Here is a 19,121-nt window from a genome sequence, read left to right on the forward strand (position 1 = left end):
ACCGGGTTCCATTGCTGGAGGTTGGCCTGTTGCTCGCGGGCATCGAGCAACGGCAGTTCGACGACGCGCTGTTGCGGGTCAGCGACAATCGCCTGCAGCAGGTTCTGCCAGTGCCGGGCCAGACGCTCGATGGTCGCGGCGTCGAACAGGTCGGTGGCGTAGACCAGAATCGCCGAAAGGCCATCGGCCGTTTCCGTGGTGTCCAGCGTCAGGTCGAACTGTGCAGTGTGGTTGTCCCAGTCCAGACGCTCCACCTCCAGGCCCGGCAGTCGCTCGATGGCGCGCAGTTCACCGGCATCTTCGCTGTGGTGGTTGAACAGCACCTGGAACAGCGGGCTGTGTGACAGGCTGCGGCCCGGTTCCAGGGCTTCCACCAGTTGCTCGAACGGCAGGTCCTGGTGGGCCTGGGCCTGCAGGGTGGTCTGGCGCACCTGCTGCAGCAGTTCGGCGAACGACAGATCGGCACCAATCCTCGCCTCCAGCACCAGCGTATTGACGAAGAAGCCGATCAGGCGCTCGGTTTCAAGACGGTTGCGGCTGGCCACCGGCACCCCGACCCGCACCTGCGCCTGGCCGCTGTAGCGGTGCAGCAGGGTCTGGAACGAAGCGAGCAACAGCATGAACGGGGTCACTCCTTCGCGCTGGGAAAGCGCGCGCAGGCTACGGGCCAGTGCGGCATCGAGCACGATGTTCAGCTTCGCGCCCTTGAAGCTGCGCGTGGCCGGCCGCGGTCGATCGCTCGGCAGCTCCAGCACCGGCTGCTCGCCGCCCAGTTGCCGGCACCAGTAATCGAGCTGGCGCTCGCGCTCGCCGGCCTCCATCCACTGGCGCTGCCACTGGGCAAAGTCGGCGTACTGGATCGGCAGGGCCGGCAACTGAACTTCGCGCCCCTGGCTGTAGCCCGCATACAAGGCGATCAGCTCGTCGACCATCACCTGCATCGACCAGCCATCGGAAACGATATGGTGCTGAACCAGTACCAACACATGGTCTTGCGCCGCCAGCCGCAGCAGCCTGACCCGCAGCAGCGGCCCCTGGTCCAGGGCAAACAGGCGGCCGTTCTGGGCCTCGATACAAGCCTGGATCTGCGCCGCCGGATCGTCCCCTGCATACAGCACCTGGAGGTCGATATCGACACGGGCCTGCTCGGCAATAAGCTGACGCGGCTCGCCCTGCACCTCGACGAATGTGGTGCGCAGGCTTTCGTGCCGCGCCAGCAGGCTGTCGAAACTGCGCTGCAGCGCCGCAACGTCCAGCGCCCCGCGCAGGCGCAGGGCGGCCGGCAGGTGATAGGCACTGCTCTGCGGGTCCAGCTGCCAGAGGAACCACTGGCGCTCCTGGGCATACGACAGCGGCAATGGCCGGCCGCGCTCGACACAGGTGAACGGGGGCTCGCCGGCGGCCTGCCGCCCCCCCAGCGCTGCCACGAAGTCGCCCAGCCGGCTGCGCTCGAACAGGGTACGCAAGGCAACCTCCAGCCCCAGCACCTGACGCACCCGCGACACCACCTGGGTGGCCAGCAACGAGTGCCCGCCGATCTCGAAGAACGCATCGTCAAGCCCTACCCGCTCCAGCTTGAGCACGTCCTGCCAGATCGCCGCCACCTGTTGTTCCAACGCGCTTTGCGGCGCCACGTAAGTGTGCTGGGCCTGGCTGGCATCGACCGGTGGCAGGGCCTTGCGGTCCAGCTTGCCGTTGGGGCTCAGCGGCAAACGTTCAAGAAACAGCAGGTACGCCGGCACCATGTAGGCGGGCAGCACCGCGCGCAAGTGTGCGCCGATCGCTTCGCGCAACGCCGCCTGGGCCTGCGCCTCCAGTGCCTGGCGGCTGTCGCCGGGCACCACATAGGCAACCAGCTGCAGGCCGTCGGCAGCGGGCTGGGCCAGCACCACCGCCTCGCGAATGCCCGGTTGTTCGAGCAGGCGCGCCTCGACTTCGCCCAACTCGATGCGAAACCCGCGAATCTTGACCTGATGATCGATACGCCCGGCGTACTCGAGCACCCCTTCGGCATTGAAGCGGGCCAGGTCGCCACTGCGGTACAGGCGCCCACCCGGCTGCGCGGCGAATGGGTCGGGGATGAAACGCTCGGCCGTCAGGCCCGGGCGGTTGAAGTAGCCACGGGCGAGCAACTCGCCGCCGATCACCAGCTCCCCCACCACCCCTACCGGCGTCGGTGCGCCGCTTGCATCCAGCACATGGAGGCTGCGCCCGCCGAGCACCCGACCGATCGGCATGCTCAACGGGGTGCTGCGCACACCGCTGACATAATCATCGCATTCGAGGGTGGTGACACAGACCGTGGCCTCGGTGGGGCCATAGGTGTTGAGCAGCGCCACCTGCGACAATCCGGCCTGGCGCCAGGCTGCCACCCCTTCAGGTGGCATTGCCTCGCCGCCGATGTGCACGCGCCTGAGCTTGCCGTAATCGCGTGGGCCAGCGGCGGCAAAGTCCTTGGCCAGCAGGTTCCAGTAGGCGGTGGACAGGTCGGAAACGCTGACCTGCTTGTCGATGACCTCGTGGTAGTAGCGTTCGCTGTCCCAGAGTTCCTGGCCGCGCAGCACCACGGCAGCGCCGCAGATCAGCGCAGGGTAGAACTGCTCGACGAAGGCATCGAAGTTGAAGGTGGCAAACTGCAGGATCCGGTCGTCCGGCCCGAGCCTGGAGAACTCACGCGCGACCTGCGCATGCCCGGCCAGCGCCAGGTGGCTGATGCCCACTCCCTTGGGGCGCCCGGTGGAGCCGGAGGTGAACATCACATACGCCAGGTTGTGCGCATGGGCGGTATTGGCCAGGTCGCTGGCGTCGAGCTGGCGCCAGGCCGCATCCTGGTCCAGGCACAGGCTGCGCACCCCGCACGGCAGGCCCAGGCGCGCCAGCAACGGGGTCTGGGTCAGCACCAGCGGCGTGGCGCTGTCCTCGATCATGCACAGCAGGCGGTCCTGCGGGTACTGCGGGTCCAGCGGCACATAGGCGCCACCGGCCTTGAGCACCGCCAGCAGCCCGACGATCATGTCGATGCCGCGCTCCACCGCGATGCCGACCGGCACCTCCGGCCCTACCCCGCACGCCACCAGGTGGCGCGCCAGGCGGTTGGCACGCTGGTTGAGCTCGGCATAGCTCAGTTGCGTCGACTCGAAGATCAGCGCCAGGGCCTGCGGGCGCTGCGCCACCTGCGCCTCGAAACGCTGGTGCACGCGCAGGTCGGGACAGGTCAGCGGTGCACGCCCCCATTGCTCGAGCAGACACTCGCGCTCCTCGCTCGAGAGCAACGCCAGTTCGTCGAGGCGACACGTCGGGGTGGCGACCACGGCCTGCAGCAGGGCCACCCAGTGGCGTGCCATGCGCTCGATGGTCGCGGCCTTGAACAGGTCGCTGGCATAGGTCCAGGCCACCTGCAACTGGCCGCCCTGCTCGTAGGTGTCCAGGCTCAGGTCGAACTCGGTGGTACGGCTGCGCCAGTCGAGCATCGACAGTTGCAGGCCCCCGGCCAGCCTGAGCGCGGACACATCGGCCACGTGCGGCTGGTGGTTGAACATCACCTGGAACAACGGCGAATGGCTCAGGCTGCGCTCCAGTTGCAACCCTTCGACCAGGCGCTCGAATGGCAGGTCCTGGTGCGACTGCGCGCCGCTCACCGTGTCGCGGGTAGCCTGCAGCAACTCGAGAAAACTCATGTGCCCTGCCAGCGGGGTGCGCAACACCTGGGTGTTGACGAAAAAGCCGACCAGGCCTTCCAGCTCGCTGCGATTGCGGTTGGCCACGGGGCTGCCGAAGCGCACGTCGGTCTGCCCGGTGTAGCGATAGAGCAGCACGTTGAAGACCGCCAGCAGCACCATGAACAACGACACGTTGTGTTGCCGGGCAAAGCCACGCACCTGCTCGGCCAGCCCTGCGTCCAGCGTCAGGCAATGGCGCTCGCCGTCGAAGCTGGGCGACGAGGGGCGCGGGCAATCGAGCGGCAGTTCCAGCACCGGATGCTCGTCGCCGAGTTTTTCACGCCAGTACGCCAGTTGCCGCGCCTGCTCGCCGGCCTCCAGCCAGCGACGCTGCCACAGGCCGTAGTCGGCGTACTGGATCGGCAGCGCCTCGAACTGCGGCGCAAGGCCTTGGGCACAGGCGTCATAGCTGCGCGCGAACTCGTCGATCAGGACATTCATCGACCAGCCATCGGCGACGATGTGATGCAAGGTCAGCAACAGCACGTGCGCCTGTTCATCCAGCTTGAGCAGGCGCAGGCGCAGCAGCGGGCCCTGTGCCAGATCGAATGCACGCAGCGACTCCTGCTGCGCCTCGTGCTGCACCCGCGCTTCACGCGCAGCGGCCGGCACCGCGCTCAGGTCCAGTTGCTCCAGGCGCACCGCATGCTCCAACGGCACCTGCTGCACGCTGCCATCGGGCTGCGAGCGGAACACCGTGCGCAGCACCTCGTGACGCGCCACCAGCAGGCTGAACGCACGCTCCAGGGCCGCCACATCCAGCACGCCGTTCAGGCGTACCGCACCCGGCAGGTTGTAGGCGCCGCTGTGCGGGTCCAGCTGCCACAGAAACCACATGCGCTGCTGCGCATAGGACAACGCCTGGCGGTCCGGCACCTGGACCCCGGCAGGAATCGGGAACTGCGAAAAGTCCAGGCCTTCCTTGCTCAGGGCCTGCAGAAACAGGCTGCGCTTTTCCGGCGCCAGCTCGATGAAACGACAGGCCAGTTGGAGGGACTTCTCAGCATTCATCGAATGGTTTCCGTGCAGGGTGGATAGCGGGCAGCGCCCCGGTTATCCCTACGAAACGGATACACCCCAGGAAAAATTAAACACCGCCACGGCCCCCGTTCATTGCTCGCGGCTAAATCAGCCGTGCCGCTAGCCGTCTATCTAGGGAACCCGTAGCAAGAAGGTACATGCCATGACTTCCGCCTCCTCCCTGACCCGCGCCGTCGGGCGCGGCCTGCGCAAGCTGGCCGGCGCACAGCCCGAGCGCGCCTACCGCCTGTTCGATGTCACCCTCAAGCAACGCATCCAACTGAGCCCGTCGCTGAGCCGCCTGGTGTTCACCGGCCCGGACGTGGCCCGGATGCACACCCTGGCTGCCGATCAACGCGTCAAGCTGTTCTTCCCCGCCGCCGACGGCAGCCCGCCCGAACTGCCCAACGACCTGCACTGGAACGAAGCCCGCCGCGCCCTGGCCGAGGCCAGCCGCCCGCCCATGCGCACCTACACCATCCGTGCCCTGCGCCGCGAACAGGCCGAGGTGGATATCGATTTCGTACTGCACGGGGTCAACGGCCCCGCCTCGGCCTGGGCCACCCACGCCCGCACAGGCGACCGTCTGCAGATCCTGGCACCCAACCTGGCCTTCGCCGGCGACCCCGGGGGCTACGAATGGAACCCGCCCGCCGGGGTGCGCAACATTCTGCTGGTAGGCGATGAAACCGCCTTGCCAGCCATTGCCGGCATTCTCGAAACCCTCGCCGGGCAAGATGACCCGCCCCAGGTCGAAGCCTATGTCGAGGTGCCGCTGCAACAGGACTGCCTGGCCCTGCGCTGCAATGCCAGCACCACCTTGCACTGGCTGCCACGCGACCAGCAACAGCGTATCCAGGGCCAGGCCATGGTGCATGCCGTGACCCAGCTGGCCACCCTGCCCGCCAGACGCCCGCCCGCCGACACGCGCCTCGAGGAGGTGGACATCGACCAGCAGATCCTCTGGGAACGTGCCAGCGCCAGCCACCAGAGCTTCTACGCCTGGGTGGCCGGGGAATCGGCTGCGGTGATGCAGATCCGGCGCTTTCTGATCAACGAACACGGCCTGGACCGCAACGCGCTGACCCTGATGGGCTACTGGCGCGCCGGCCGCACGTTCGAGTAGGACCGCAGGCGTTTTCCAGGGCTCCGGGCGGCAGGCCGGGAGCCTTGGAAACATTTGCTTGCATTTTTTAGTGCAGGATTTCTGCTTCTCATTCGTCCTAACAATTACCACTGCACCCTTTCGAGCGAGCCTGAGCCCAGACACCCCGTGCTCCGGAACCTCATGCTCACCACACTCCGAATCGAAGTTGCCTGCCCAATGTCGAAAAAGTCACGTTCAAAACTCTGGTTTCTGGTCCACAGCTGGCTAGCCCTGCCGATCTGGTTCTTCGTGCTGATCGTCTGCTTCACCGGGACGCTGGCCGTGGTCAGCCAGGAAATCGTCTGGTTGGCGCAGCCCGAGGTCCGCGCCTCCAAACCCGACGGCGACCCGCCGATGCTGGGCTTCGACCAGGTGCGCGCCGCCGTCGAGGCCGCGCAGCCGGGGGTGTATGTCAGCACCATCGTGCGCCCGGACGAATCGCATTTCGCCCTGACCGTCAGCGTCACCTACCCCGACTCGCGCTCCACCACGCTCTACGTCAACCCGTACACCGGGGTGGTCCAGGGCGAGGCGGCGCAGTTCAACTTCCAGGCCTTTACCCGCGCCCTGCACGGCTGGTGGCTGGTGCCGTTCACCAATGGCTACAGCTGGGGCTGGTACCTGGTGTCGCTGCTGGGGCTGCCGATGCTGGCCTCGCTGGTCACCGGGCTGGTGGTGTACAAGCGCTTCTGGAAGGGCTTTCTCAAGCCGACCCTGCGCCTGAAGCACGGTGCGCGGATTTTCTGGGGCGACTTCCACCGCCTGAGCGGGATCTGGTCGATCTGGTTCATCGCCGTCATCTCGATCACCGGTACCTGGTTCCTGATCCAGGCGATTCTGTTCGACAACCAGATCTCGATTTCCAGCAACCAGGTGCTGCCGGTGATCGCCCGCGAGAACGTGCCCACCGCGCCCGCCGGCCAGCCGGCCCCGGTGCTGAGCCTGGATGCCATCGAAAAGATCGCCATCGAAAAGATCCCGGGGCTGGACGTGAGCTTCATCAGCCTGCCGAGCAACGCCTACAGCCACACCTCGGTGGGGGGGCGCAGCTGGTACCCGCTGATGTTCCAGACCGCATCGGTCAACCCCTACAGTGGCGTGGTCGAGGCCCATGAGCTGCTGTCCGACCGCAGCAAGCTCGAATTCGTCACCGAGTCGATGCGCCCGCTGCATACCGGCGATTTCGGGGGTATCTGGATCAAGCTGATCTGGTTCGTGTTCGGCCTGCTGCTGAGCATGATGGTGCTCAGCGGCCTGCTGATCTGGACCAAGCGCACCGCCATCGCCACGGCCACCGCCCTCAAGCGCAGCGAAAAACCGGCACGCGCCAAGCGCGCCGCCGCTGCCACCCCTACCCCTTCGGAGAGCCAGGCATGAGCAAGGCAATCGCTGCACAACCGCCTTCGCGCCTGCGCCAGTTCTGGCTGAAATGGCGTTTTCACATCAACATACTGCTGTTGTTGGTACCGCTGGGTTTCATGCCCAAGTACTTTGCTGATGCGGCCTTGTTTCGCGGTGACGTGGGCCTGGGCGAACGCGAGATCGGCGAGGTCCAGGTCGGCCCCTGGAGCCTGAAGCTGGCCGAGCTGCGCAACGAGGCGCCGCGCCAGGACGGGCCGGCCGGCTACATGAAGAGCTTCAACGCCAGCCTGTGCGAAGCCTGTATCCCACAGGTCAAGGCCACCTACCTGCGTATCGGCAAGCCGCGCAGCCTGCGCGCCGCCGGCGGGATCTTCTTCGGTTCCCCTTACCGCATGGGCGCCACGGTGCCGGTGCCGCTCAAGACCAGCCCCGACGCCGAACTGTGGGTGACCATGGAAGGCTGGGACGGCAGCATGCACCAGGGTTCGGTCCCGCTCAGCAAGGCTTCGCCAAGCACTGTCGCCTGGCTTCAAAAACAAGGAGGCAAATGATGCCTGTTTCTGACCTGCTGCGTCGCCTGGGTGGCGCGGCACTGCTCACTTCGCTCGCCACCTTCAGCAACCTGGCGCTGGCCCACAACCCGATCTGCGAATGCAAGCAGATCGAAGGCGGCCAGATCCAGTGCACCGGCGGCTTTTCCGACGGCAGCGGCGCCCCCGGCGTAACCCTCGACGTGATCGGCTACGACGAAAGCATCCTGGTGCCCGGCAAGCTGGGCGAAGACTCCAAGCTCACCTTCAAGCGCCCCGATGCCGAGTTCTACGTGCTGTTCGACGCAGGCCCCGGTCATGTGGTGGAAATCGACCAGGCCGACATCGAGGCACCATGAGCACCCCGACCACGACCCAGACCATCCGCCCGGCCGGTGCCGGCCATGAAACGCTGTACGTGCTGCTGTTCTGCGCCCTGGTGCTGCTGGTGGCCGGCGCGGTGGTCAGCTGGCGCGGCGAAACCACCGAAACCAGCGAAGTGGCGGCCCATCAGTTCGATGCGCGCCGCGACCTCACGGCCGGCGAGCAAGGGGTATACGCCGACCTGCGGGTTACCCTGGAGGAGATCCAGCTGCGTCAGCAGGAAGAACAGCGCCTGCCCACCCCGGCCGAGCTGGATGCCGAGGGCTACGCCCCGTTCGCCCGCGACGCCAGCGCCGTGAGCCGTGGCGGCCACACCTGGCAGTTGCTCGAAGGCGGCGCCTACCTGGGGCTCAGCCAGGCCAGCGAAGTGGCCGGCTCGTTCCTGATGCGCCTGGGCGCACAGCCCGACAGCCCGGCCGATATCTGGCTCAACCGCAGCACCGACCTCACCGCCCCCCACGACCTCAGCGACGCCGCCTTGAGCGCTGCGGGCTGGCAACAGGTCGTCGCGCAATTCGATGCCGGGGTCACTCGCCAGCATCGGCACTGAACCCACGGATACACCTGAGAGAAGACCGCCTGCCCATGTCTATTTCATCGTTTCTGGTCAACCGCCGACGCATCCTGGCCGGCGTGTTCGCCCTGTGCCTGGCGCCCCTGGCGCACGCCGAAGAGGCCAAGCGCCTGCGTATCGGCATCACCCTGCACCCCTACTACAGCTACGTGGCCAACATCGTCGGCGACAAGGCCGAGGTGGTGCCGCTGATTCCGGCAGGCTTCAACCCGCACGCCTACGAGCCACGCGCCGAGGACATCAAGCGCATCGGCACGCTGGACGTGGTGGTGCTCAACGGCGTGGGGCATGACGATTTTGCCGACCGCATGATCGAGGCCAGCGAAAAGCCTGGCGTGGCCACCATCGAGGCCAACGCCAATGTGCCGCTGCTGGCGGCCACCGGCATCGCCGCACGCGGCGCGGGCAAGGTGGTCAACCCGCACACCTTCCTGTCGATCAGCGCCTCGATCGCCCAGGTCAACAACATCGCCCGCGAGCTGGGCAAGCTCGACCCGGCCAACGCCAAGGCCTACACCGCCAATGCCCGCGCCTATGGCAAACGCCTGCGCCAGCTGCGTGCCGAGGCCCTGGCCAAGCTCACCAGTGCGCCCAATGCCGACCTGCGCGTGGCCACCGTGCACGCGGCCTACGACTACCTGCTGCGTGAATTCGGCCTGGAAGTCACCGCCGTGGTCGAGCCCGCCCATGGCATCGAACCGAGCCCCAGCCAGTTGAAGAAGACCATCAACCAGCTGCGCGACCTGGACGTGAAGGTGATCTTCTCGGAGCTCGACTTCCCGTCCACCTATGTGGACACCATCCAGCGTGAGTCCGGCGTGCGCCTGTACCCGCTGTCGCACATCTCCTACGGCGACTACAGCGCCGAAAAATACGAAAAGGAGATGACCAGCAACCTCGATACCGTGGTGCGCGCGATCCAGGAGGCCGGGGCATGAGCGCCATCGAGCCGATCACCCTTGCCAGCCAGGGCCCCGGCGTGGAGTTCGACGCCGTTGGCCTGACCCTGGGCCGCACCACCATCCTCGACCAGGTGAGCTTCAAGGTGCGCCCTGGCAGCGTGCATGCGCTGGTGGGGCCCAACGGCGGCGGCAAGAGTTCGCTGATCAAGACCCTGCTCGGCCAGATGCCCCACCACGGCCGCCTGAACCTGCACTGGGCCGGCGCCCCCGGTTGCATCGGCTACGTGCCGCAGGCCCTGGAATTCGACCGTGGCCTGCCGATGACCGTGGACGACTTCATGGCCGCCATGTGCCAGCGCCGCCCGGCGTTCCTGGGGCTGTCGCGCCACTACGCGGCGAGCATCGGCCAGGCGCTGGAGCGCGTGGGCATGCAGGACAAGCGCAAGCGGCGCATGGGCGCCCTCTCCGGCGGCGAGCGCCAGCGCGTGCTGCTGGCCCAGGGGCTGATTCCGGCGCCGCAAATGCTGGTGCTGGACGAACCGATGTCGGCGCTGGATGAAGCCGGCATCCGCATCTTCGAACAACTGCTGCTGGACTGGCGCGCCAGCGGCACCACCGTGCTGTGGATCGAACACGACCTGGAGGCGGTGAAACGCCTGGCCGATCACGTCACCGGCCTCAACCGGCGCATCCTGTTCGACGCGCCGCCCGAGCAGGCCCTGCGCCCGGAGGCGCTGCTGCAACTGTTTTCCACCCACCCGCGCAGCGCTGCGGTGACCGGGAGCCACGCCTGATGAACTATGAAGAATTTCGCCTGATGATCCAGGGCCTGGCGTCCTCGGGCTACCTGCCCGAAGCCCTGGCCTATGGCTTCGTGGTCAACGCGCTGCTCGCCGGCCTGCTGATCGGGCCGGTGCTGGGCGGGCTGGGCACGCTGGTGGTGGTCAAGCGCTTTGCGTTCTTCTCCGAGGCGGTGGGCCACGCGGCCCTGACCGGGGTGGCCATCGGCATCCTGCTCGGCGAACCCTATACCGGCCCCTACGGCAGCCTGTTCGGCTATTGCCTGCTGTTCGGCGTGCTGCTCAACTACCTGCGCAACCGCACCGGGCTGGCCCCGGACACCCTGATCGGGGTGTTCCTGTCGGTGTCGCTGGCGCTGGGCGCAAGCCTGCTGCTGATACTGGCGGGCAAGATCAACGTGCACATCCTGGAGAACGTGCTGTTCGGCTCGGTGCTGACGGTCAACGGCAACGACCTGCTGGTGCTGGCCATCGTCGGCGCGCTGGTGCTGGGCCTGAGCCTGCCGCTGTACAACCGCATCATGCTGGCCAGCTTCAACCCGCAGCTGGCGGCAGTGCGCGGGGTGGCAGTGAAGACCCTGGACTACCTGTTCGTGGTGCTGGTGACGCTGATCACCGTGGCCGCGGTGAAGGTCATCGGCGCGATCCTGGTGGGCGCACTGCTGGTGATCCCGGCCGCTGCCGCCCGCCTGCTGAGCCAGTCGCTCAAGGGGTTTTTCTGGACCTCGGTGGTGATCGCCACCCTCAGCACCCTGAGCGGCATCCTGCTGCCGATCGTGTTCGACCTGCCGTTGCCTTCGGGCGCCGCGATCATCCTGGTCGCCGGCATGGCCTTCGCCCTGGCCGCCATCGCCCGTGGCACCCTGCCCAGCCTGAAAGGAAACATCGGATGAAGCCGACATTTCGCCAACTGACCCTGGTACTGGCCCTGAGCGGCGCCTTCAGTGTTGCCGCACAGGCCGCCGAAGCCGCGCGCCCGGTGCAGGTACTGGCGTCCCTGCCCATCACCTACGGCCTTGGCCAGTTGCTGCTCGACGGCAGCGAGGTGAAGCTGCAACGCGCCGCCGCGGCCAACCTGCCCGGCTCGCGCCAGACCGCCTACTTCAGCGGGCGTGGGGCGCCGGCCCTGCAGAAGCTGGCCGTGAACGCCGATGCGGTGATCGGCCTGCGCTCGGTATGGGCGGACGACCCGCTGTACCCGATGGCGCGGCGCAGCAATATCCGCATCGTTGAAGTGGATGCCGCACGCCCGGTGGATGGCAGCCTGCCCGGCATTGCGGTGCAGCCGGGGGCGCCAAAGGACGGCCTGAACAGCCAGCCGTGGCTGTCGAGCAACAACCTGGGGCGCATGGCCGACGTGACCGCCGCCGACCTGGTGCGCCTGGCGCCGGCCGCCAAGCCGAAAATCGAGGCCAACCTGGCCACGCTCAAGCAGCAGTTGCTCAAGCTCAGTGCCGACAGCGAAGCGCGCCTGGGCGAAGTCGACAACCTCAGCGTGGTAAGCCTGTCGGAGCGCTTCGGTTACCTGATCGGCGGGCTGAACCTGGAGCAGGTGGCCTACAGCGTACCCGCCGAAGACCAGTGGACCCCCGAGGCACTGCAGCAGCTGACCGCCCTGCTCAAGGACAACGACGTGGCGCTGGTGCTCGACCACCGCCAGCCGAGCGAGGCGGTAGCTGCGGCAGTCGCCAAGGCCGGCAGCCGCCTGCTGGTGCTGGAGGGCGGCGGCGAAAATCCGGTGAGCGAACTGCAGGGCAGTATCGATGAAGTGATCAAGGCACTCGCCGCGAAGGCCTGAAGGTCGGCAAAAACAAAGCCCCAGTGCGCAACGCCTGGGGCTTTTCAGTTGCGCCGAACACCAGCGTGCGCGCGATCAGCGCGCCGGCAGCGGTTGCGGCACCGGCAGCGGCCTGCCAAGCAGCACACCGACCACCACGGCGAACACCAGCGCCGCCACCCCGGCGCTTTGCAGCACCGTCTCGAAGCCGCCGATGAAGGCGTGCTGCGCCAGCGGCGCGAGGGTTTCGCGCAGTGCCGGGTCGACCATAGCCAGCGCTGCCGGCAGGTCACCGGCGGCAACCCGGGTGGCCATGTCGCCGACCTTGTCCAGTTGCCCAGGCGCCACCCCTGCCACCGCCTCGCGCAGCAACTGCCCGCTGCGCGCCGCCAGGATGCCGCCCAGAATGCCGATGGCCAGCACGATGGCACCAAAGCGCGTGGTAGTGCTCAGGCCCGAGGCCATGCCGGTGCGCTCGCGCGGCACGCAGGCCATGATGTTCTTCTGCGTGTCACCGTTGAGCAGACCGGCCCCGGCGCCCAGCACGATGCTGGCCAGGGCGAAGCTCAGGTAGCCGCCATAGCTGGCCGCCGCGCCGCACAGCAGGTTGCCCGCGCCCACCAGCAGCAGGCCCAGGGCGAACACCTGGGCGCTGCTCAGCCGCGCCGACAGGCGCATGCCCAGGCGCGGGGTCAGCAGCATCGCCAGGGCAAACGGCAGCATGCCCGCGCCGGCGGCCAAGGCCGACAGTTGCAGGCCGTTCTGCAGGTACAGCGGCAGCAGGGTCATCATCACCTGGGCGCAGGCGGCGTAGGCGAACATGCCCAGCAATGCACCGATGAAGCGTGCGCTGCGCATCAGTTGCAGGTCGATCATCGGCCGCGCCTGATTGCGCTCCACCAGAATGAACAGGCCGAACAGGAACGCTGCGATCACCAGGCGCCCAAGGGTCTGGGCACTGCCCCAGCCGACCTGGTTGGCATCGATCAGCGCCCAGATCAGGTAGCCCAGGCTGCCGGCGAAGGTCAGGCTGCCAAACGGGTCCAGCCGCGCGGCGGCGCTGTCGCGGGACTCCTCGACACTGCGCCGCACCATCACCGCCAGCACCGCCACCAGCGGCAGGTTGATGTAGAAGATCCAGCGCCAGCCCAGGGTGCTGGCGATCAGCCCGCCCAGCAGCGGCGCGAAGGTGATGGTCGCGCCCATGCACGCGCCCCAGAACGCCCAGGCCCGCATGCGCGCCTCGGGCTCGTGGAAGCGGTGGCCGATGGCAGCCAGTGCCGAGGTCAGCAGCAACGCCGCGCCCACGCCCTTGGCGGCCCGTGCGATGTCGAGGAACACCAGGGTGGGCGCCGCGCCGCAGGCCAGCGAGGCGAGGCCGAACAGGCCCAGGCCCAGTTGCAGCATGCGCCGGCGCCCGAAGCGGTCGGCCAGGCTGCCGGCGGGCAGCAGCAGTGCGGCGAAGGCCAGCAGGTAGGCGCTGACCACCCATTCGATGTCGGCGAACGAGCCGGACAGGTCGCGGGCGATGCTCGGCAGGCTGACGGCGACGATATTGGTGTCGAGGATGATCAGGGCGCACACGGCCGAAGCCGTGAACAGGGTGAAACGGGCGGAGGACATTGCAAGGCTCCCGTGCAAGGCGATCTGGGGCCGGTGTCGCGGTGTCCGAGCAGGCTGCCGCGACAGGGCCGGTGTAGCCACCGGATGCTCATCGGCGCAGCGGCTTTGCCGCCACGTCACGCATCTTGTAGTGTTACTACACATTACCGCCGCTACGGCCTGGCCTTGTTAGCCAGGATCGCCTGCGTCATTAGCCTGCAGCTAACGAGACCCCATGGAAATCCGCCATTTCCGCTATTTTCTCAGCGTCGCCCGCCTCGGCCACTTCACCCGCGCCGCCGAGCAACTGGGCATCGCCCCGCCGACCCTGAGCCGGCAGATCCAGGACATGGAAAGGCAGCTGGGTGTGCGCCTGTTCGAGCGCAGCCAGCGCGAGGTGTGCCTGACCGCCGCCGGCGAGGCGCTGCTGCCCGAGGCCGAACAGGCGGTGCGCCAGTTCGATGCCGCGCAGCTGGGCGCACAACGGGCCGGGCGCGGTGACGTGGGGCGTATCGAGTTGGGGTATGTGGCCTCGGCGGCCTTTTCGGGGCTGCTCCAGCAGCAGGTGACGCGCTTCAGCCAGTCGCACCCGGGGGTGGTGCTGAACATCCGCGAGCAACCCATGGCCGAGTCCCCCGCGCTGGTGCGTGACGGTGTGCTGGATATCGCCTACGTGCGCACGCCGATGGACCTGCCCGACGAACTGGTCGCGATGGACCTGCACGAAGAAGGCTTTGTCCTGGCCCTGCCGGCCAGCTCGCGGTTGAACGAGCTGCCGCAGATCATGGCCGCACGCCTGGCCACCGAAACCTTCATCTTGCCCGAGCAGATCTCCGGCACCCTGGCCGTCGCCGCCCAGGGTGGCTTCGTGCCGCGCCTGGGGCCGCAGCCGGGTAGCCTGGTGGCGGTCATCACCCTGGTTTCGCTGGGCCAGGGCGTGGCGCTGGTGCCCGAGTCGGTGCTGCAACACATCACCCTGCCGCAGGTCAGCTACCGGCGCATCGCCGACAGCCAACCCACCTCGTGCCTCACCGTGCTGCATCGGCGTTTCGAGAAGGCGCCCGCGGTGATGCGCTACATCGAGGCCCTGCGCACCGGCCAGGGCTGATCGCACCCGCGCGCCTTACAGACGCTGCAGGGCCGCCGGCAAGGCGCGGGCGAAGCGCTCGGCCACGTCGTCCACCTGCGCGGCGGTAATGATCAGCGGCGGCAGAAAGCGCACCACGCAACCGTTGCGCCCACCCAGTTCGATGATCAGCCCGCGCTTGAGGCATTCGTTCTGGATCAGCGAGGCCAGCTTGCCGAACCCCGGCGCATGCCCCAGCGCATCGGCGGCCCCTTGCGGGTCCACCACCTCGACGCCGAGCATCAGCCCGCGACCGCGAATGTCGCCCAGGTGCGGGAAGTCGCGCTGCAGCACCGCCAGGTGCTCGCACAGCCGTGCGCCCATGGCCTCGGCGTGGGCGGCCACGTCGTGTTCCTTGAGATAACGCATCACCGCCGAGCCTGCAGCCATGGCCATCTGGTTGCCACGGAAGGTGCCGGCGTGGGCACCCGGCAGCCAGGTGTCGAGCCAGTCGCAGTACACCACCACTGCCAGCGGCAGGCTGCCGCCGATGGCCTTGGACAGCACCACCACGTCCGGCACGATGCCGGCGTGCTCGAAGGCGAACATCCTGCCGGTGCGGGCAAAGCCGCTCTGGATCTCGTCGACGATCAGCGCCACGCCCGCCTGCTCGGTGATGCGCCGCACGCCGCGCAGCCAGTCGAGGTCGGCCGGGATCATGCCGCCCTCGCCCTGCACCACCTCGACGATCACCGCCGCCGGCAACTGCACGCCGCCTTCGGGGTCGCTCAGCAGGTTTTCCAGGTAGCGCAGGTTGACCTGCACGCCCTGCTCGCCGCCCAGCCCGAACGGGCAGCGGTAGTCGTAGGGGTATGGCAGGAACTGAACGCCGTTGCCCAGCAGTGCGCCCATCGGTTTCTTCGGCCCCAGGCTGCCCATCAGGCTCAGCGCGCCCAGGCTCATGCCGTGGTAGCCGCCCTGGAACGACAGCACCGTGCTGCGACCGGTGGCAGTGCGTACCAGCTTGAGCGCGGCCTCCACCGCATCGGTGCCGGTCGGCCCGCAGAACTGGATCCGGGCCTGGGCGCTGAAGGCCGGTGGCAGCAGGCCGAACAGGTCCTGCACGAACTGGTCCTTGACCGGCGTGGTCAGGTCCAGGGTATGCAGCGGCAGGCCGTCGGCCAGCACCTGCTGGATCGCCTCGATCACCACCGGGTGGTTGTGGCCCAGGGCCAGGGTGCCGGCGCCGGCCAGGCAGTCGATGAACTGGCGGCCCTCGACGTCTTCGACGTAAAGCCCCTGGGCACGCTTGAGCGCCAGCGGAATGCGCCGCGGGTAACTGCGTGCATTGGACTCCTGCTGCTTCTGTCGCGTCAGCAGCGGCGAATCTTCGAAGTGATAAAGCGTTTCGCCAGGCTCGTCGGCTGAAGAAGCCGGCTGTGCCTGGGCAAGGCAGGTAGCGACTGACATCGGAAGTAACCCTCGCAAGCAAGCGGATGGTCCCGCCACGCGCCGATGGCCAGCGTTGTGTCGGGATGTGTACTCGCTTGAAAGACGCACCACCGCCCTGCGGATTTAGCGCGCGGGGCGGTCTTCTAGAAGGTTTTGTGCATCAGTTGCAGGTGCAGGCCATGAAATCCCAGCGCCTCACCGCTGGGCGAATAACCCAGGCGTGCGAAAAAATCCTGGGCCGAGGCGGTGCTGTACAGCGATGCATGGGTACAGCCCCAGCGGCGCAAGGCGTGTTCCAGGTCCAGCACCAGTGCCCGACCGATGCCATGCCCGGTGTGGTCGCGCTGCACGAAGCACTGGCAGATCTCGCCGCTGCGCAAGGCCAGCGCGGTAGCCACCGGGCGACCCTGCCAGCGCCCCAGGTTCAGGTACAGGGCCGGGTCGCCCAGCCAGTCGGTGATCTGCGCACGCTGCTTGCTGCGCGACCAGGCGTCGATCACCTGCAGGTCGCCGTGATGGTCCTGGTCGGCTGCGGTGGCGATGCTCTGCTGCATCAGCCGCTCGATCAGGGCGGCCTCGGCCGGCCGGGCCCTGGCAATGCGAATCCGTTCGTCCATGAGTGCTCCCTGGTGCTGTGCGGTCCACACCTTACGGGGGCGACCGGCGCCTGACGAGGCCGGCGGGGTTACATTTGATGTGCACGCAACGGCATCTGCAGCAACACGCGCAAGCCGTCGGCGTGGCTGTCGAACGTCAGCGAGCAGGCGCAGCGCTGCACGATCGCCTGCACGATCGCCAGGCCCAGGCCACAGCCTTCGCTATGGCCATTGCGCCAGAAACGCTGGGTCACATGCTGCAGGTTCTGTGCATCGATGCCCGGCCCATGGTCGCGCACCAGAAAGCCCACGGTGTTCGCCTCGACCTGAACATGCAGCTCCACCGGCGCATCGGCGGCGCTGTGGCGCAGGGCGTTGTCCAGCAGGTTGCGCAAGGCCGCCACCGCCAGCGCCGCGGGCATGTCGGGAAACACCTGGCCCGCCGGCGCCGCAGCCTGCAGCACGATGCGCCGGTTGTCGCCCAGGCCCGCATCCTGGATGGCCTGGCGGGCGATCTGCTCGGCGCTGTACTGCACGCCATCATCGAACGACAGGCTGCCCTCCACCCGCGCCAGCAACAGCAGCTGCTCCAGGGTACGGTGCAGGCGATCGGCGCCCTGCTCGGCATGCTCCAGGGCCTGCTCGCGCACCTTGCCATCGGTCATGCGGGCCACTTGCAGGTGGGTCTTGATCGCCGTCAGCGGGCTGCGCAGCTCATGCGCGGCATCGCCGGTCAGGCGCCGTTCGCGCTCGATGGTCTGGCCGATGCGCTGGAACAGCTGGTTCTGGGTTTCGAGCAACGGCTGCAATTCGCTGGGCAGGGCACGCACCTGCAACGGCTCCAGCGAATCGGGGCTGCGCCTGCGCAGTGCGTCGCGCATGCGGTTGAGCGGCGCCAGGCCCTTGCCCACCCCCAGCCACAGCAGCCCGAGGCTGCCCAGCAACGCCACCAGCACGGGTGCCGAGGCCGCCAGCAGGATCGAGCGGTTCAGCGCCTCGCGCTCCAGGTGCCGGTCGGCAGTGGTGATGCGCACATCACCGCGTGCATAGGTGAAGCTGCGCCACAGTGCGCCATCGATCTTCTGGTCGTGAAAGCCGCTGCGCTGATCGTCGAGGGTCTGGTCGGCATGGTTGTGGCTGCGCGCCAGGATCTCGCCGCGCAGCGAGCTGACCTGGCAGGCCATGCCGTCGGGGATGCTGAACTGGTCGGTGCTCAGGCGCGTGCCCTCGCCCTTGCTGGTCAGCGGCTGCGGCAACTGGTCAATCAGCCCGGCGACCATGCGCGCCGACGCCACCAGGCGCTGGTCGAGGGAGAACATCATCTGCTGACGCAGGTCGCACAGCATCCACGTCGCGGCCAGGGCCCAGATCAGGATGAAGGCAGTGCCCAGAATCAGGCTCAGGCGCAGGCGCAGGCTCATCGTTGCAACGCCTGCGGCACCTGGGCCGGCCCCAGGCGATAACCCAGGCCGCGCACGGTCTCGACGATGCCGTTGCCCAGCTTGCGGCGCAGGTGATGGATGTGCACGTTCAGGGCATTGCTTTCGACCTCGTCGCCAAAGCCGTAGACGCTGTCCTTGAGCTGCTCGCTGGACAGCACCCGGCCGCGGTTCTGCAGCAGGGCCTGGAGCAGCGCCTGTTCGCGGCGCGACAGGTCCACCGGCTGACCGGCCAGGTGCGCTTCGCAGCTGGAGGGGTCGAAGCTCAGCGGGCCGTGTTCGATGACGTTGACACAGCGCCCGGCCACGCGGCGCAGCAGGGTGTGCAGGCGCGCGGCCAGCTCGCGCAGATCGAAGGGTTTGAGCAGGTAGTCGTCGGCGCCGGCCTGCAGCCCGTCGACCCGGTCGGTGACCGCATCGCGCGCGGTCAGGATCAGCACCGGCAGGCTGTGGCCCTGCTGGCGCAGGCGTTGCAGCAGCTTGAGGCCGTCTTCGTCGGGCAGCCCCAGGTCCAGCACCATCACGTCGAAATGCGCGGCCTGCAGCATCGCCCGCGCCGCACTGGCGCTGGCCACGCGGTCGACGGTCAGGCCCTGGGCACTCAGGCCGGCAATGATGCCGCTGGCGATCAGGTCATCGTCTTCACAGAGCAGTACGTGCATGGGGCGGGCTCGGTCGTTGGCAGAAAGGCCCAGTGGGCCACAGGCGGATTAACCGGGGATTATGCCGCGCCCAGGCGCACACGTCGCCT

16 protein-coding genes are annotated in these 19,121 nt (G+C 67.7%); 10 read left to right on the forward strand and 6 right to left on the reverse strand.

The features are described from left to right. The coding region (locus NP552_RS22015; RefSeq protein ID WP_274097155.1) for a non-ribosomal peptide synthetase at positions 1–4,730 on the reverse strand (4,730 nt) is incomplete at its 3' end. Positions 4,731–4,902: 172 nt separating this feature from the next. On the opposite strand from NP552_RS22015, the gene NP552_RS22020 reads away from it, so the two are divergent. The 9 genes from NP552_RS22020 to NP552_RS22060 all read left to right on the forward strand — a co-directional run bounded on the left by NP552_RS22020 (position 4,903) and on the right by NP552_RS22060 (position 12,236). Further along, complete coding sequence (locus NP552_RS22020) at positions 4,903–5,865, forward strand: siderophore-interacting protein (RefSeq protein WP_274097156.1); 963 nt, start codon at positions 4,903–4,905, stop codon at positions 5,863–5,865. Between the two features lie 198 nt (positions 5,866–6,063). Continuing rightward, on the forward strand, positions 6,064–7,263 hold the full coding sequence (locus NP552_RS22025; RefSeq protein WP_253087311.1) for a PepSY-associated TM helix domain-containing protein: 1,200 nt from the start codon (positions 6,064–6,066) through the stop codon (positions 7,261–7,263). Beyond that, the gene (locus tag NP552_RS22030; protein ID WP_078480229.1) at positions 7,260–7,799 is read left to right on the forward strand and encodes a thiamine pyrophosphate-binding protein; all 540 of its coding nucleotides are present in this window, start codon (positions 7,260–7,262) and stop codon (positions 7,797–7,799) included. The genes NP552_RS22025 and NP552_RS22030 overlap by 4 nt, the downstream gene beginning before the upstream one ends. Next, complete coding sequence (locus tag NP552_RS22035) at positions 7,799–8,137, forward strand: hypothetical protein (RefSeq protein WP_043862411.1); 339 nt, start codon at positions 7,799–7,801, stop codon at positions 8,135–8,137. The genes NP552_RS22030 and NP552_RS22035 overlap by 1 nt, the downstream gene beginning before the upstream one ends. Next, complete coding sequence (locus tag NP552_RS22040; protein ID WP_054915566.1) at positions 8,134–8,712, forward strand: DUF6162 family protein; 579 nt, start codon at positions 8,134–8,136, stop codon at positions 8,710–8,712. Before NP552_RS22035 ends, NP552_RS22040 begins: the two co-directional genes overlap by 4 nt. A gap of 35 nt (positions 8,713–8,747) precedes the next feature. Next, the gene (locus NP552_RS22045) at positions 8,748–9,674 is read left to right on the forward strand and encodes a metal ABC transporter substrate-binding protein (protein ID WP_274097157.1); all 927 of its coding nucleotides are present in this window, start codon (positions 8,748–8,750) and stop codon (positions 9,672–9,674) included. Then, the gene (locus NP552_RS22050) at positions 9,671–10,432 is read left to right on the forward strand and encodes a metal ABC transporter ATP-binding protein (RefSeq protein WP_274097158.1); all 762 of its coding nucleotides are present in this window, start codon (positions 9,671–9,673) and stop codon (positions 10,430–10,432) included. Before NP552_RS22045 ends, NP552_RS22050 begins: the two co-directional genes overlap by 4 nt. Continuing rightward, a complete protein-coding gene (locus NP552_RS22055; protein WP_043862407.1) occupies positions 10,432–11,331 on the forward strand; it encodes a metal ABC transporter permease in 900 nt (299 codons plus the stop codon). Before NP552_RS22050 ends, NP552_RS22055 begins: the two co-directional genes overlap by 1 nt. Further along, on the forward strand, positions 11,328–12,236 hold the full coding sequence (locus tag NP552_RS22060; RefSeq protein WP_043862406.1) for a metal ABC transporter solute-binding protein, Zn/Mn family: 909 nt from the start codon (positions 11,328–11,330) through the stop codon (positions 12,234–12,236). The genes NP552_RS22055 and NP552_RS22060 overlap by 4 nt, the downstream gene beginning before the upstream one ends. 75 nt (positions 12,237–12,311) lie before the next feature. On the opposite strand, the gene NP552_RS22065 is transcribed toward NP552_RS22060, so the two are convergent. Then, the gene (locus NP552_RS22065) at positions 12,312–13,838 is read right to left on the reverse strand and encodes an MFS transporter (protein ID WP_054915568.1); all 1,527 of its coding nucleotides are present in this window, start codon (positions 13,836–13,838) and stop codon (positions 12,312–12,314) included. A gap of 214 nt (positions 13,839–14,052) precedes the next feature. On the opposite strand from NP552_RS22065, the gene NP552_RS22070 reads away from it, so the two are divergent. Continuing rightward, positions 14,053–14,925 carry a LysR family transcriptional regulator gene (locus NP552_RS22070; RefSeq protein WP_100634398.1) on the forward strand — a complete coding sequence of 291 codons (873 nt, stop codon included), beginning with the start codon at positions 14,053–14,055 and terminating at the stop codon, positions 14,923–14,925. Between the two features lie 15 nt (positions 14,926–14,940). On the opposite strand, the gene NP552_RS22075 is transcribed toward NP552_RS22070, so the two are convergent. From NP552_RS22075 to NP552_RS22090, 4 genes are all read right to left on the reverse strand, one after another. Continuing rightward, positions 14,941–16,353 (reverse strand): aspartate aminotransferase family protein, encoded by a 1,413-nt coding sequence (locus tag NP552_RS22075; protein ID WP_274097159.1) that lies wholly within the window; start codon positions 16,351–16,353, stop codon positions 14,941–14,943. Positions 16,354–16,478: 125 nt separating this feature from the next. Continuing rightward, positions 16,479–16,952: a GNAT family N-acetyltransferase gene (locus NP552_RS22080; protein WP_116053305.1), complete on the reverse strand. Its 474-nt coding sequence runs from the start codon at positions 16,950–16,952 to the stop codon at positions 16,479–16,481. A 68-nt stretch (positions 16,953–17,020) separates the two neighbouring features. Next, positions 17,021–18,352 carry an ATP-binding protein gene (locus tag NP552_RS22085; RefSeq protein WP_274097160.1) on the reverse strand — a complete coding sequence of 444 codons (1,332 nt, stop codon included), beginning with the start codon at positions 18,350–18,352 and terminating at the stop codon, positions 17,021–17,023. Next, complete coding sequence (locus NP552_RS22090) at positions 18,349–19,032, reverse strand: response regulator (protein ID WP_043862400.1); 684 nt, start codon at positions 19,030–19,032, stop codon at positions 18,349–18,351. Before NP552_RS22090 ends, NP552_RS22085 begins: the two co-directional genes overlap by 4 nt. Positions 19,033–19,121: the final 89 nt, after the last annotated feature.

It is taken from the genome of Pseudomonas sp. 8209 (genome assembly GCF_028682105.1).
In the GTDB taxonomy this organism is placed as follows: Bacteria; Pseudomonadota; Gammaproteobacteria; order Pseudomonadales; family Pseudomonadaceae; genus Aquipseudomonas; species Aquipseudomonas palmensis.

Excerpts from the sequence above, each read along its gene's own strand:
- NP552_RS22020 (WP_274097156.1), top strand. The coding sequence starts at position 4,903 with ATGACTTCCGCCTCCTCCCTGACCCGCGCCGTCGGGCGCGGCCTGCGC.
- NP552_RS22025 (WP_253087311.1), top strand. The coding sequence starts at position 6,064 with ATGTCGAAAAAGTCACGTTCAAAACTCTGGTTTCTGGTCCACAGCTGG.
- NP552_RS22030 (WP_078480229.1), top strand. The coding sequence starts at position 7,260 with ATGAGCAAGGCAATCGCTGCACAACCGCCTTCGCGCCTGCGCCAGTTC.
- NP552_RS22035 (WP_043862411.1), top strand. The coding sequence starts at position 7,799 with ATGCCTGTTTCTGACCTGCTGCGTCGCCTGGGTGGCGCGGCACTGCTC.
- NP552_RS22040 (WP_054915566.1), top strand. The coding sequence starts at position 8,134 with ATGAGCACCCCGACCACGACCCAGACCATCCGCCCGGCCGGTGCCGGC.
- NP552_RS22045 (WP_274097157.1), top strand. The coding sequence starts at position 8,748 with ATGTCTATTTCATCGTTTCTGGTCAACCGCCGACGCATCCTGGCCGGC.
- NP552_RS22050 (WP_274097158.1), top strand. The coding sequence starts at position 9,671 with ATGAGCGCCATCGAGCCGATCACCCTTGCCAGCCAGGGCCCCGGCGTG.
- NP552_RS22055 (WP_043862407.1), top strand. The coding sequence starts at position 10,432 with ATGAACTATGAAGAATTTCGCCTGATGATCCAGGGCCTGGCGTCCTCG.
- NP552_RS22060 (WP_043862406.1), top strand. The coding sequence starts at position 11,328 with ATGAAGCCGACATTTCGCCAACTGACCCTGGTACTGGCCCTGAGCGGC.
- NP552_RS22065 (WP_054915568.1), bottom strand. The coding sequence starts at position 13,838 with ATGTCCTCCGCCCGTTTCACCCTGTTCACGGCTTCGGCCGTGTGCGCC.
- NP552_RS22070 (WP_100634398.1), top strand. The coding sequence starts at position 14,053 with ATGGAAATCCGCCATTTCCGCTATTTTCTCAGCGTCGCCCGCCTCGGC.
- NP552_RS22075 (WP_274097159.1), bottom strand. The coding sequence starts at position 16,353 with ATGTCAGTCGCTACCTGCCTTGCCCAGGCACAGCCGGCTTCTTCAGCC.
- NP552_RS22080 (WP_116053305.1), bottom strand. The coding sequence starts at position 16,952 with ATGGACGAACGGATTCGCATTGCCAGGGCCCGGCCGGCCGAGGCCGCC.
- NP552_RS22085 (WP_274097160.1), bottom strand. The coding sequence starts at position 18,352 with ATGAGCCTGCGCCTGCGCCTGAGCCTGATTCTGGGCACTGCCTTCATC.
- NP552_RS22090 (WP_043862400.1), bottom strand. The coding sequence starts at position 19,032 with ATGCACGTACTGCTCTGTGAAGACGATGACCTGATCGCCAGCGGCATC.